This is a genomic window from Chryseobacterium sp. MMS23-Vi53 (assembly GCF_047651245.1).
Lineage (GTDB): Bacteria > Bacteroidota > Bacteroidia > Flavobacteriales > Weeksellaceae > Chryseobacterium.
On the sequence record NZ_CP180265.1, the window covers coordinates 911,430 to 924,597 of the forward strand.

General features: G+C 34.1%; 12 protein-coding genes. 3 read left to right on the plus strand and 9 right to left on the minus strand.

What is annotated here, in order from left to right:
- Positions 1 to 436: 436 nt before the first annotated feature.
- The gene (gene dnaN / locus ACKX2A_RS04140) at positions 437 to 1,567 is read right to left on the minus strand and encodes a DNA polymerase III subunit beta (protein ID WP_415327769.1); all 1,131 of its coding nucleotides are present in this window, start codon (positions 1,565 to 1,567) and stop codon (positions 437 to 439) included.
- 200 nt (positions 1,568 to 1,767) lie between these two features.
- On the opposite strand from dnaN, the gene ACKX2A_RS04145 reads away from it, so the two are divergent.
- The 3 genes from ACKX2A_RS04145 to ACKX2A_RS04155 all read left to right on the plus strand — a co-directional run bounded on the left by ACKX2A_RS04145 (position 1,768) and on the right by ACKX2A_RS04155 (position 3,163).
- Positions 1,768 to 2,124 (plus strand): diacylglycerol kinase family protein, encoded by a 357-nt coding sequence (locus ACKX2A_RS04145; RefSeq protein WP_415327770.1) that lies wholly within the window; start codon positions 1,768 to 1,770, stop codon positions 2,122 to 2,124.
- A gap of 149 nt (positions 2,125 to 2,273) precedes the next feature.
- Positions 2,274 to 2,645, plus strand: a complete 372-nt coding sequence (locus tag ACKX2A_RS04150; RefSeq protein ID WP_415327771.1) for a hypothetical protein — start codon at positions 2,274 to 2,276, stop codon at positions 2,643 to 2,645.
- Positions 2,646 to 2,650: 5 nt separating this feature from the next.
- On the plus strand, positions 2,651 to 3,163 hold the full coding sequence (locus ACKX2A_RS04155; protein ID WP_415327772.1) for a hypothetical protein: 513 nt from the start codon (positions 2,651 to 2,653) through the stop codon (positions 3,161 to 3,163).
- A 62-nt stretch (positions 3,164 to 3,225) separates the two neighbouring features.
- On the opposite strand, the gene ACKX2A_RS04160 is transcribed toward ACKX2A_RS04155, so the two are convergent.
- From ACKX2A_RS04160 to ACKX2A_RS04195, 8 genes are all read right to left on the minus strand, one after another.
- On the minus strand, positions 3,226 to 3,558 hold the full coding sequence (locus tag ACKX2A_RS04160; protein ID WP_415327773.1) for a gamma-glutamylcyclotransferase family protein: 333 nt from the start codon (positions 3,556 to 3,558) through the stop codon (positions 3,226 to 3,228).
- Positions 3,558 to 4,175 (minus strand): SGNH/GDSL hydrolase family protein, encoded by a 618-nt coding sequence (locus ACKX2A_RS04165; protein ID WP_415327774.1) that lies wholly within the window; start codon positions 4,173 to 4,175, stop codon positions 3,558 to 3,560. Before ACKX2A_RS04165 ends, ACKX2A_RS04160 begins: the two co-directional genes overlap by 1 nt.
- Before the next feature lie 182 nt (positions 4,176 to 4,357).
- Complete coding sequence (locus ACKX2A_RS04170; RefSeq protein ID WP_415327775.1) at positions 4,358 to 4,741, minus strand: ribonuclease inhibitor; 384 nt, start codon at positions 4,739 to 4,741, stop codon at positions 4,358 to 4,360.
- A gap of 16 nt (positions 4,742 to 4,757) precedes the next feature.
- Positions 4,758 to 5,729 (minus strand): LamG-like jellyroll fold domain-containing protein, encoded by a 972-nt coding sequence (locus ACKX2A_RS04175; RefSeq protein WP_415327776.1) that lies wholly within the window; start codon positions 5,727 to 5,729, stop codon positions 4,758 to 4,760.
- A 461-nt stretch (positions 5,730 to 6,190) separates the two neighbouring features.
- Positions 6,191 to 9,886, minus strand: a complete 3,696-nt coding sequence (locus ACKX2A_RS04180; protein WP_415327777.1) for a phosphoribosylformylglycinamidine synthase — start codon at positions 9,884 to 9,886, stop codon at positions 6,191 to 6,193.
- Positions 9,887 to 9,915: 29 nt separating this feature from the next.
- Positions 9,916 to 10,872 (minus strand): WG repeat-containing protein, encoded by a 957-nt coding sequence (locus ACKX2A_RS04185; RefSeq protein WP_415327778.1) that lies wholly within the window; start codon positions 10,870 to 10,872, stop codon positions 9,916 to 9,918.
- Between the two features lie 59 nt (positions 10,873 to 10,931).
- Positions 10,932 to 12,359: an adenylosuccinate lyase gene (gene purB / locus ACKX2A_RS04190; RefSeq protein ID WP_415327779.1), complete on the minus strand. Its 1,428-nt coding sequence runs from the start codon at positions 12,357 to 12,359 to the stop codon at positions 10,932 to 10,934.
- A gap of 313 nt (positions 12,360 to 12,672) precedes the next feature.
- Entirely contained in the window at positions 12,673 to 13,074 is a 402-nt protein-coding gene (locus ACKX2A_RS04195) for a hypothetical protein (protein WP_415327780.1), read from the minus strand.
- Positions 13,075 to 13,168 lie beyond the last annotated feature (94 nt).

The window sequence follows — 13,168 nt, forward strand, 5'->3', positions numbered from 1 at the left end:
CATGCTGAAAGCATCTATACGCGAATCTTTCTATCTTAATTCTAAAACTTAGCCGAAATTCCTACAGAATGACAGACTTTTTGGAGATTATGAATATTTTATTCCAAAACATACTGTCTTTTTACCACAGATTTCACGGATTTACACAGATGAATATGTTTATTTTTTTTCCCGGATTTCTAAATTGCAGTTTTATTTAAACCTTCAAGGTTGATTTTTTAGCGGTCGCAAATTCCTAGCCCCGATTGCAGCGGCATCCTTTTTGGTTGCGGCTGGAACATAAACTGAAAGTTTACGAACGAATGTTCAGGAAGCCGTAACCAAAAAGATATAGCGGAAAGCGGGAAATAGCTTCTAAAAAAAGAAAAAAATATTCCAAAAACAAAAGAGGTTCTGAAAAATCAAAACCTCTTTTTATATTTTAACTAAAATAATATTACAATCCGATAACCGGCATTGATAACATTAAGATATTTTCATTGTCTTCAAGACCATCAAGAGGCTCGATGATCCCTGGTCTGTTTGGCTGAGACATTTTCATAGTGATATCGTCTGAACCAAGAATCGTTAACATTTCTGTTAAGAATTTTGAGCTAAATCCGATGTTGATATCTTCTCCGTTGTAATCACAAGGAATCTGCATATCTGCCTTGTTTGCATATTCCGTGTCTTCTGCGTGAAGGTGAAGGATGTTTGCAGACAATTTAAATCTTACCTGATTCGTAGATTTATTCGACATAATAGAAGCTCTTTTGATTGCTCCCAACAAAAGATTTCTGTTGATTGTCAATACATTCGGATTTTCTTTTGGAATTACCGCTGTATAGTTGGGATATTTGCCGTCGATCAATCTACAGATCCAGATATGCTTACCAAAAGTAAATTTAGCCATATTCTCGTTGAAGTCGATGGTAACGTCTTCGTTGGAGCTTGCTAAAATATTTTTGAAGATATTTAAAGGTTTTTTGGGCATGATGAATTCCATTGGTTCGGCATTCATCAAATCCATTCTTTTATATACGACCAATCTGTGAGAATCGGTAGAAACGAAGTTTGTTTCATTTTCTCCAAACTGGAATAGAACTCCCGTCATTACTGGACGAAGAGAGTCGTTGCTAGTTGCAAAAAGCGTGTTTGTCAGTGCTTCAGACAGAACTCCTGCAGGCATTGTAACGCTTTGAGAAGCGTCGAATTCCGGCAATTCAGGATAATCATCTGCATTGTCTAATGCCACAGCGAAATTATCTTTTTCATCCAAAATCTCAAGCTGACTTCCTGTTCCCTCTGCATTATCTTTTACAGCTAATGTTAAAGGCTGTTCGCCATAAGTTTTGATAAAATCTTGAAAAATTTTAGCAGGAACAGCAAATTTACCGGTATCATCAGACTTCGCTTCCAGAGAAGTTACAAGAGTTGTCTCGCCATCTGATGCTGTAATGGTAACTTGAGTTTCGTTTAATTCAAAAAGATAGTTTTCTAAAATCGGCCTCGATTGAGAGCTTGATATTACGCCACTTACAGTTTGCAAAGCCTTCTGCAGTTCACCACTTGAAATAATAAATTTCATAGATTTAAAAATAAATTTTTACAAATATAATAAATAGAAAATAGATTGAAAAGAATAATCCGGAGAGTTATCAACATCAACCAAAAGAATTTTCTAAGTATTTCGATCCCACTTTTTTGCTAAAGAAGTTTTCTCCTTAGGAGGATAAATTTAATAATTATTTTTTAGCAATTGAGTATATTTGTCAATAATTTTTTGTCATGCGAAAACCACCGATTCATAAAAGTTTTTTCAACGCTTTCCGAGGTGTTTTTATGATGATGAAAAGTGAACGAAATTTTCAACTGGAGCTTTTGGCTTTCTTTATTAATCTGTTTTTGATTTTCTATTTAAAACTTTCTTCGATAGATACCATTTTAATTTTAATTGTATCGTTCGGAGTTCTTTCTGCCGAAATTTTCAACACCGCAATTGAGAAAATCTGCGATATTATTGAGCCTGAATTTGATAAAAGGATTGGTTTTATTAAGGATATTGCTGCGGGAGCGGTTATTTTGATGGCGGTCTTGTCTGTGATTGTTGGGATTTTAGTTTATAAAAAATATCTTTTTAATTAATTCAAAATTTCAATTTATAAATTGCATTTGATGAAATTTTTAAATCAATTATCTTTTATAAATTAAAATATTTTCAAAAAAAATAATTTATCACTATGTAATGATAAATTATTTTCTATATATTTGTTTCACAATCAACAATTAATAATATGAAAATCAAGTTACTCTATGCCATTCTCTTGGCAGGAATTATTTCGTGCAGTACCGAAACATCTACCATCAATCCGATGGACACGACAAAAAGTGAAGAAGTTCTGAATTTTGAGAAATCCATCAAAAGTTTATCTAAACCCGAAAATCGTGAAACTCCTGAAGAACTTAGAAACAAAAAATCTATTGAACTAAGCGACAGAAGAAAGGATATTTTGATTCCTTCAGCATTAGAATTGATAAAATCTACAGGGGTAAAAGACAAGGAAATAACCCAAAATACGCAGGGTGACAGAGATAAGATTTTGACATGGGCTGTAAAAATCTATAATGAAAAACTTGAAAAAATTAATCAAAATTCTAAAAAGTAATTATCATGAAAAAAATATTCACCCTTATTCTTGGCTTAGGTTTAGGTGCTTCTGCTTTTGCTCAGACCGGAAATATCCATATTTTTAATGACGTTGCCAATCATAAGCTTGATTTACATTTCACAATGTTTACCGTTGTTCCATCTACCTGTAGTGGCGGCGCACAAGCTATGGATTTGGTATATCTTCCACCTAATGAATGGGCGCATTACTCAACTTTTGCAAGTTCTACCTCTGCAGCGGGACATCCTTATCCAATAGATCATTGGTCACCGGATCTTCTTGCATACCCTCCATTTATAGCCAATGCCCAACGATGGGATTATATAAAATTTAGCTTAAGTGACCCTACCAATCCGGGGCAAATAACTCCTACACTGGGAGGTTCTGTAGGATATATGAGCTGTACAGGAATTCCGTCCAGCATTGGAGGTACTGGTAGCTTAAATGGTATAAATTATAATTTCCATGCCGATGCAATCACATTTGGAGGTGATACTTGGATTAATGTACAATAAATCTTCTAGATAAATGAAAAGCCTGTTAATAATGATTGACAGGCTTTATTTTAAATGATATATTATTTTCCGACATATATAAATCCGGCTTTCCCAGATTTAAAAATTGTTTCTATCCTTTTATAATCATCAACCTCATATTCATCAGCTTGTAGAATTTCTTCGTCTGTAACTTCAAACAAAACACCTTCAACCTCATCTCCGACATTTCCTGAAAACACCAAAATCGGATGATATTTCTGATTACTTTTTCGTAAAACTTCAGGATCTGTGATTTCCAGCATTTCAAGTTTATAACCTATTAAAACATCTTTTTCTCCTTCTAAAATTCGACTAAAAGTTTCGATCTGGACCTGCTTTTTCTGCAAAGTTCCGTAAGAAAATAAATTAGGCATTATAAATATTTTTCAATAATTGGGATTGCAATTTCAGCTATTATTCCATAGCCTTTTTCGTTGGGATGAACACCGTCTTTGGAGAGTAGAACTTCTTTATCTTCCATGAAAGCGGAGTGAAAATCGATATAATTCAAGGAATTTTCTGCGACAATATCTTTTAAAATTTGATTATAAATTAAAACTTCTTTATTTGATCTCAATTTTCCTGAAGCAGCCACTACTCCATCTATATTTTTAGAAATCGGAAGAATGCTTACCAAATAAATATCATCAGAATATTTCTTCGCTTCCTTAATGGCTGTTAAAATATTAGCTTTAAAGTTTTCAGGATTTACCATAGGAACATCATGTTTTATAGCCAAATCATTCGCTCCATAACCGATGAAAACGATATTTCCTTCTGCTGCATTTCTTGCTGCCATTTCGTGAGGAATTCTTTTAATCAAACCTTCAGTTGTTTCGCCTCCTATTCCCAGATTGAAAAGAATTAATTCATTGCTTCCTTCATTATATTTTTGCAGTGCATATCTTTTCAGAATATCAACCCAGCCGCCAAAAACACCATCGTATTCTCCGTAAGTGATGCTGTCGCCGAAGAATAATCCGTACATCATTTTTTTCATTTACTTTTTTGAATATTTATTAATTTATTTTGAACTATTCAATAATATTGTTGAGATGCTTCGACAGGCTCAACATGACAATCGCTCATACCAATTTTTTAAAATTTGACTTGTCTTATAAAACTTAATTAGCCTAAACTCCATAAATAAAATCTTAATGGTTTTGAATAAAATCAATCCAAAATTAGCGTAATATTTTTATGCGATTCTATAATTTCAATTAAAATTTCAAATAAGGTTTGCCCGTTTCCATCAATCAATTCATTGAGTTTTTGTTGAATTAATTTTACGTTAAAAGGTTTCCCGATTCGAATTTTGTTTTCATAGAATTCTTTAGTTAAATCAAAACCTAAATCTTCCTTTGATTTTTGAGAATTTTTCCAGGTTATATCTGAATCAATTCCATACAAAATATCATCAAAACCATCTAAAGTTCCAACCTTCCAATTCTCATCTTTCATGAAAAGTTGAGAAATTTCTTCGTAGAAACCTTCCATATTTGAAAAATGACTGCCATTGATGACAGTCATTTTTTTATTTGAATTTTCGTTATTCATATTTATTCTCAGAAACTTATTTTTTAATGAACTTTATTTTTTCATCATCTAAATTAATAAAATAAACTCCTGTATTTAGTTCTGATACACTAATACTATTATTTTCTTTCTCTACATTCCCTGCTTTAACAAGCTGTCCCGCCGCATTGAAAATTTTGTATGCCGTTTTTTGTTTTAATCCTGAAATTTTAATTTCATTATCAGCAGGATTTGGTGCTACCGAAAAAGTTGAAGCGTTAATAATGTCTTTCACTGCTAAAGTACCTGTTCCCACCCAATTAGACGTTGTACCCGTTAAAGCAAAATTCAATAAAGTACCATTTGTAGTATTCAATTCATCGTTGAGCGTGGTCACTGTCGGATTATTTCCGTTCGCAATTCCCTGATTAAATTTATAATAAGCAACCAATCCTGTTTGTGGTAAAGTCAATGTACTATTCATGTTAGCCGATATTTGCGAACCTGTTCTTACCGTATTCCAGATTCTGAATTCATCCATCGTTCCTTTAAAAGGCTGTGCCCCGTCTGTTCTTGATCCAAGAGTCATTAAATTTTGAGTTCCTGTAGAAGTAGTACCTCCGTCTGAAAGAGTTTGGGAAATACCATTAATGTAAATCATTGTTGTATTACTACTCACAGATCTTGTAATCGCAATATGATTCCACACATTCAAATTAAGAGCAGTTGCAGTCGTAAAATTATTGGTTCCACTTATATAAGCATACAAATTTCCTGAGCTGCTTATCAAAATACTTACATAATTAGAATTTGTTGTCTGTACAAAAAATACTCGACTTACAGCAAAAGCAGACGGTTTTATTCTGGCTTCAATGGTGAAATCCTGGGTAGCAACGTTGTTAAACATCGTAGGCACATTCGAAGTAACATAATCATTAGATCCATCAAAATCCAGAGAATTTCCAGATTGTGCCTGTGCAAAAATCATTGTGAAAAATGAGCACAATAACAGGTAGTAGTTTTTTAACATAGTCAATCGTTTTTATGAATCAAAATTAGTAAAAAAACAAGCAATAATAATATTCCAGTTAAATAATTTAATAAAAAGTAAATATTGAAAACATTTTTTAAATTATAATTAAAACAATATTGAATTTATTTATTTTTTGGAGCTTACTCCCGCTTTCTGCTATATCTTTTGGGTTACGGCTTCCACTTTGTTCCAGCCGCAACCCAAAAGGATGCCGCGACAATCGGGGCTAGAGAGAAAGTCGCTTATTTAAAGATTCGAAAATATCCACAACGTTTGTCATCCTGAAAGGATTATCTGAATCTTTTCATACTGTTTTCTAATACTATGTTTAAATCCTTTCAGGATGACAAACGTTGAAAATAAAAAGTTTAAACAAATTTTTTAATAAATTAAAAATTAATAAAAAAAAGATTCGAATAATAATATCCGAATCTTATATATTGAAATTTTAATAAATCTTATTTGAAATACTCCACTCCATTTTTGAAGATATTGTGGTAATTGGCAGTTGGAATATTTTTCATTAAACCTTCTGCAAAACGTTCAGGATGTCCCATTCTACCGAAGATTTTTCCGTCCGGGCTTGTTACACCTTCAATTCCGAACAATGAATTATTTGGATTGAACGGCATTCCGTGAGCGATGTTCCCTTCTAAGTCTAAATATTGGGTAGCAATCTGTCCATTTTCATACAACTTCTGAATTTCCGCTTCCGAAGCCATAAAACGACCTTCCCCGTGAGAAATTGGAATCGTGAACACCTGATCTTTCATACCTTTTAACCAAGGCGATTCATCATTCACCACTCTTACATTGACCATCTGAGAAATATGTCTTCTGATCGCATTATGAGCCAAAGTCGGAGAATTTTCATCCAAATCTTTGATTCTTCCGTAAGGCAGCAGTCCTGATTTTACCAATGCCTGGAAACCGTTACAGATACCGATAATCATCCCGTCTCTGTCTAACAATTCGTGAACTGCATTTCTCATTTTTTCGTTTTTCAAAACGTTAACAATGAATTTTGCAGAACCATCTGGTTCATCCCCCGCGGAGAAACCACCTGAAAAAGCCAAAATCTGAGAAGTTTTGATTTCTTCCACCCACGCATCAATACTTTCGTCCAATAATTGGTGATTGATATTGATTAGTGGTAAGCTACTAATGACCGCACCTTCTTTTGCGAAAGCGTTCAACGTATCATACTCACAGTTTGTCCCCGGGAAAACCGGTGCGAATACCTTCGGCTGAGCGATTCCGTGTTTTTTAATGATGATATTTCTTGGGTTGATTGAATTTAATTTCTCATCAATAGCAACCGTAATTTTTTCTTTTTCAACCGTTGGAAAAAGATTTTCAAATGTATTTGTATTTGCAGCTAGAAGTTTGTTGATCGCAATTGGTTGATTGTTGATCGTTAAAACTTCGTCTGCAACAACTTTTCCGATTAATTGAAGATTTACAGAGCTTAATTCTTCTTTAGATTCGATGATTAAGCTACCGATATTTTTAGTTAATAAAGCAGTATCATCAACGGTAATTTCAGCACCTAATCTGTTCCCGAAGCTCATTTTTGCCAAAGCCACTGCAACTCCACCTTCTTTCACTGTTTTTACTGAAACGATTTTTCCGGCTTTAATATTTTCGAAAATGAATTCATAAATATTTTTTAAAGCATCGTAATTCGGAAGTCCGTTTTCCTGAGCGATATGATTGAAGAAATACACTTTATTTCCTTCCCCTTTAAATTCAGGAGAGATAATATTTTTCTTTTCTCCGTTGGCACAAGCGAAAGAAATCAACGTTGGCGGAACATTCAGATCCTGATACGTTCCACTCATTGAATCTTTACCTCCGATTGCAGCCAAACCGAAATTGATCTGAGCATCGTAAGCTCCCAACAAAGAAGCCAAAGGTTTACCCCATTTTTCTGGGTTCTGACCTAATTTTTCAAAATATTCCTGGAAACTGAATCTGATATTTTTATAATCGCCACCCATTGCAACGATTTTCGCAACACTTTCTACCACCGCGTAAGAAGATCCTAACAAAGAATTCTGCTTAGAAATTTCTGCATCGAATCCCCAACTCGCCAAAGAAACCGTTTCGATATTTTTTGCTCCGATGATTGGCAACGTCTGAACGCTTCCTTCCATCAAAGTCTGCTGATATTTACCACCTAAAGGCATCGCAACCGTAGTCGCACCAATCGATGAATCGAACATTTCCAACAAACCTTTTTGAGAAGCAACGTTTTTATCGCTTAATATTTTCAGGAAATTATCTTCGTTGAATGCAGGAGTTTCTTCTTTTACTTCATTCAGATGAGTAATTTTAACTTCCTGATTTTTAGAACAGCCATTCGTATCTAAAAACGCTCTTGAAAGGTCAACAATTTTATCGCCTTTCCAGAACATCTGCATTCTTCCGGAATCTGTTACTTTTGCCACCTCAACAGCCACAATGTTTTCATCTTCACAGAACTTGATAAATTTTTCTTTATCTTTTGGTTCAACCACAACCGCCATTCTTTCCTGAGATTCAGAAATAGCAAGCTCAGTTCCATTTAAACCTTCATATTTTAAAGGTAAAACATCCAAATTAACTTCCAAAGAATCAGCGATTTCACCGATCGCTACGGAAACACCTCCCGCTCCGAAGTCATTTGACTTTTTAATCAATCTCGTCACTTCAGGATTTCTGAATAATCTCTGGATTTTACGTTCTTCAACCGCATTTCCTTTCTGAACTTCAGAACTCATTGTATGAATAGAAGTCTCGTCCTGTTCTTTTGAACTGCCGCTTGCGCCACCAACTCCGTCACGACCTGTTGCACCACCTAAAATAATGATAGAATCGCCCGCTTCAGGCTTTTCACGTCTTACCCAATCCACAGGAACTGCACCGGCAACGAAACCAACTTCCATTCTTTTTGCTTTGTAGCCTTCATCGTAAATTTCGGAAACCATTGTAGTCGCCAGACCGATTTGGTTACCATAAGAAGAATACCCGTTTGCAGCCTGTTTTGTGATCGTTTTTTGAGGTAATTTCCCCGGTAAAGTTTGGTCAACTGACTCCAAAACATCAGCAGCACCCGTTAATCTCATCGCCTGGAAAACGAAAGAACGTCCAGACAAAGGATCTCTGATTGCACCACCTAAACACGTTGAAGCCCCACCAAAAGGTTCGATTTCAGTTGGGTGATTGTGCGTTTCATTTTTGAACAACAAATACCAAGGTTCTTTTTTACCATCGTATTCCGCTTCGATTTGGATGGTACAAGCGTTGATTTCATCAGAAACAACCAAGTTCTCCAAATTACCAGTTTTATGGAAATATCTTCCGCAAACCGTAGCCAAATCCATTAAAGAAATTGGTTTTAATTCGCGGCCTAAGAATTTTCTTTTTTCGATATAATCATTGAAAATAGTTTCCAATGTATGTTTAAACTGTCCTTCAAATTCAATATTTGACAATTCTGTTTCAAAAGTCGTGTGACGACAGTGGTCACTCCAATATGTATCTAAAACTTTAAGTTCCGTTTCCGTAGGATTTCTCTCTTCAGATTTAAAATATTCCTGAATGAATTTCAAATCATCCAAACCTAAAGCAAAACCATGATTGTTGAAAAATTCTTCAAGCTGAGCATCATCAAAATTGATAAAACCTTCATGAACAATCACTTTCGACGGTGTTTCTTCCGCAGGAATATCTAAAATTGATAAATCTTTTTCCTGAGATTCTACTTTATTGATTAAAAGATCTTTGATTTTAACTAAATCAGATTCGGAAACACCTTCAAACTCGATTAATTTCCCGCTTCTTACTTTAGACTTCTCATTTCCAGTCAGTAAAGCGATACACTGCTGCGCAGAATCTGCACGCTGATCGTACTGTCCCGGTAAAAATTCTAATGCGAAATGAGTTCCTTTTGCAGGATTTTCTTCGATTAAAATATCCGTAACAGGATCTACGAAAGTACTGTTGACCACTTTTTCGAATTCACCATCGTTTAATCCAAAAAGATCGTAAACGTTATATACTTTTACGCTTTGAATAGACGGAACAACCGCTTTTACTTCATCAAAAATTTTTGGACTTTCAACATCGAAAATTCCTCTTTTTTCTACGAAAATTCTTTTGTTATTAGACATTAGATGTCAGATATTAAATATTATTAGACTTATTTACTTAATTTATTCGGATGATCCGGATGCTCCTTTTGAAATTGTTCGGCTTTTTTCTTCTGGTTTTCAAGCCATTTTTCAAAAGAAATTTTTTCATCATCATAATCCAATGCAAAAATATTTTTGCCGTTTTCTGAGATTAAAAAATTGAAATCAAATCCAGTATCCACTTTTCTATAATCGTATGTATTGACCTGGTAAAAAGGAAAATTTTCTTTCGGCTTTTCTACGATTTCAAAGAATAATTTCTTTTCATTTTCAGATAATTTTGTATAATGATTTACATAATACAACTCTGAAAGTTTTTTATTTTGTTTTACGAAAAACTGAAGAATACCCTTCTCTTTTTCATTGTATTCGAACGGATTCGGATAATATTTCCCGTCAATTTCAATTGTATTTTCGGATTGCGAAGTAGGTTTCACAATTTCTCCTTTGAAATTCATTACGCCCCAAGTTCCGCCAACCATCGCTTTATGCTCATCTTCGGTTTTTTCCCAGTCGCAGCCATCACAAAAAGCAGCATAGCCGTAATTGAAAGGTGATGCAAAATCATGTTCAGGATTAATGATAACCGTTCCGTTTCTGTCGACAAAACCAACTTTCCCGTTTTTTACAAATCTTCTTACGCCTTCAGAGAAATAATCGACTCCGTTGTCGTAAAAGAAAGGTTTGTACAGGAAATTTCCTTTTTTGTCATAGACATAGCCCCATTCATTTTTTCCAGGTTTTTCATCGTTTTTAAAACCATCAAAATAGATCGTTTCTCCTTTTACCAATTCTCCGTCTTGCAAATAAGAAAAAACTTTGAATTGTGCAGGAACGATGATTTTACCATTTTGATTTTTAACTCCGACCAACGAATCTTTTGATTTAAAATACTTTAACACTTCCTTTTCCTGAGAAAAAGAAAGCATGGGCATTAATAATATGACTAAAAGTATTTTGTTCATGAATTAATTTGATTGGGTTAAAAATAAAATATGCAGCCGAAAAGACTGCATACATTATATTATACTTTAAGATCAGCTTCCAGTCCTATTAAATCTTTGTTTGCATCTATAATCGGCTGAACTTCATTTGCGATGAATTCCTCCGTCTGAATGGGTGCAAAACCGATGAAGTTTTTAGGATCAAGAACTTCTTTTAATTTTGATTTATCTAGTTTTAATGAATCGTCGTTTAAGATTCTTTCGATAAGGTCGTTTTCCTTACCTTCTTCTTTCACTTTTTTAGACGCTTCCATAGAATGAACTCTGATCACTTCGTGGATTTCCTGACGGTCGCCACCAGCCTTCACTTCTTCCATGATGATGTATTCTGTCGCCATGAAAGGAAGTTCTTCCATAATATGTTTGTTGATTCTGTTTGGATAAACCACGATTCCGTTCATGATGTTGTTCCAAATTAATAGGATGGCATCAACAGCTAAGAAAGCCTGAGGAATTGTTAATCTCTTGTTTGCAGAATCATCCAATGTTCTTTCAAACCATTGTGTTGAAGCAACCATTGCAGAACTTGTCGTTAAAGACATTACATATTTTGCCAATGCTCCGATTCTTTCACTTCTCATTGGATTACGTTTGTAAGCCATTGCAGATGAACCGATTTGGTTTTTTTCGAATGGTTCTTCAATTTCCTTAAGGTTTTGAAGAAGACGTAAATCGTTTGTGAATTTATGTGCAGATTGTGCAATATTTCCTAATAATGCTACTACTTTAGCATCGATTTTTCTGTCATAAGTCTGTCCGGAAACTCCGAAAACTTTTTCGAAACCGAATCTTTTTGACAATTCTTTATCTAAATGCTTAACTTTAGAATAATCCCCGTTGAAAAGTTCCAAGAAACTTGCAGCAGTTCCCGTAGTTCCTTTTACTCCTCTGAATCTTAATGTTCCTAAGAAGAAATCAAGCTCTTCGATATCAAGAACTAAACTCTGTAACCAAAGTGTTGCTCTTTTTCCTACAGTCGTTAACTGAGCCGGTTGGAAATGCGTAAATCCTAAAGTCGGTAAATCTTTATACTGAATAGCAAAATCAGATAAATTTTTCATTACGTTCACCAACTTTTTCTTTAAAATTAAAAGTCCGTCACGAATCTGAATTAAATCTGTATTATCTCCTACAAACGCCGAAGTTGCTCCCAAGTGAATAATTCCTTTTGCTGAAGGCGCCACATCACCATAAGCATGAACGTGAGCCATTACATCATGTCTGAATTTTTTTTCATATTCAGCCGCTTTTTCATAATCGATGTTTTCGGCATTGGCTTTCAATTCAGCGATTTGATCGTCTGTGATTTCAAGACCAAGGTCTTTTTCGATTTCAGCAAGGGCAATCCAAAGCTTTCTCCAGTTCTGGAATTTATTGTTGTGAGAAAAGTTAAACAACATTTCTTCGCTTGAATAGCGTTCTTCCAAAGGATTTTTGTAGGAATTCATTCTTTTCTTTTACTTTTTTAGATATGCAAAAATACGGTTTTTAAATGAGAGATAAAAATGCTTTTTTTAAACACAAATTGCACTAATTTTGCACTAATATCACTAATAATTTACTTTGTCTTTTGCTTTGTTTGTTATTTTAAAAAGAAAATGTTTTTGATTGTCATGTGTATTTTTAACCACCTGTCAAAATTCTTTGAAATTTTCGTCCCCCTTTCAAAGGAGGTGAATTTTTATACTAAATATTTTATTTGCTAAAAAATCAAAGCCACTCTTATGAATGGCTTTGAATGAATTTATTTAAAAAATATTTTTACTGATAGATTACAACATCATTTTTCTTAATCTGATAACCCGTTTTTTTATACGGAACTAAAACATAAGTATCTTTGATGTGACTTCCACTTTTCCAGATTTTGCCTTTACCCTGTCTGTCGAGAATGATGCTTTTTGCGTTTCCGTCGGGAATAAAAATTTCCGCTTTTTTCATATTTTTACTGAAAATGACGGCAGTCATTGTCGAATAACTTTTATCTGAGCTTACTTCATTCAGTTTGATTTTTTGTTCGAAAACTCTTACACAATTATTTCTCAATTGAGAATATGTATATCCAGCCGAACCGATGCATCCGTGAACATCTCTGTCACCTCCGACTTTTTGTGCAAAAGTTATTGCTCCAAGGAACATTGCTCCTAATAAAATAGTTTTTTTCATATTTAAATTTTTTTAATGTTTTCAATTTGGTAAAAAGTGTGCCAAAAATTTGGTATCAGTTTAATAAATTCTAAGATACAAAAAAAGCCACTCA

What these genes read in the sequence shown, in the direction of transcription:
- ACKX2A_RS04145 (WP_415327770.1), top strand. Translation starts at nt 1,768, where the DNA reads ATGCGAAAACCACCGATTCATAAAAGTTTTTTCAACGCTTTCCGAGGT.
- ACKX2A_RS04150 (WP_415327771.1), top strand. Translation starts at nt 2,274, where the DNA reads ATGAAAATCAAGTTACTCTATGCCATTCTCTTGGCAGGAATTATTTCG.
- ACKX2A_RS04160 (WP_415327773.1), bottom strand. Translation starts at nt 3,558, where the DNA reads ATGCCTAATTTATTTTCTTACGGAACTTTGCAGAAAAAGCAGGTCCAG.
- ACKX2A_RS04155 (WP_415327772.1), top strand. Translation starts at nt 2,651, where the DNA reads ATGAAAAAAATATTCACCCTTATTCTTGGCTTAGGTTTAGGTGCTTCT.
- dnaN (WP_415327769.1), bottom strand. Translation starts at nt 1,567, where the DNA reads ATGAAATTTATTATTTCAAGTGGTGAACTGCAGAAGGCTTTGCAAACT.
- ACKX2A_RS04185 (WP_415327778.1), bottom strand. Translation starts at nt 10,872, where the DNA reads ATGAACAAAATACTTTTAGTCATATTATTAATGCCCATGCTTTCTTTT.
- ACKX2A_RS04170 (WP_415327775.1), bottom strand. Translation starts at nt 4,741, where the DNA reads ATGAATAACGAAAATTCAAATAAAAAAATGACTGTCATCAATGGCAGT.
- ACKX2A_RS04175 (WP_415327776.1), bottom strand. Translation starts at nt 5,729, where the DNA reads ATGTTAAAAAACTACTACCTGTTATTGTGCTCATTTTTCACAATGATT.
- ACKX2A_RS04165 (WP_415327774.1), bottom strand. Translation starts at nt 4,175, where the DNA reads ATGATGTACGGATTATTCTTCGGCGACAGCATCACTTACGGAGAATAC.
- ACKX2A_RS04180 (WP_415327777.1), bottom strand. Translation starts at nt 9,886, where the DNA reads ATGTCTAATAACAAAAGAATTTTCGTAGAAAAAAGAGGAATTTTCGAT.
- purB (WP_415327779.1), bottom strand. Translation starts at nt 12,359, where the DNA reads ATGAATTCCTACAAAAATCCTTTGGAAGAACGCTATTCAAGCGAAGAA.
- ACKX2A_RS04195 (WP_415327780.1), bottom strand. Translation starts at nt 13,074, where the DNA reads ATGAAAAAAACTATTTTATTAGGAGCAATGTTCCTTGGAGCAATAACT.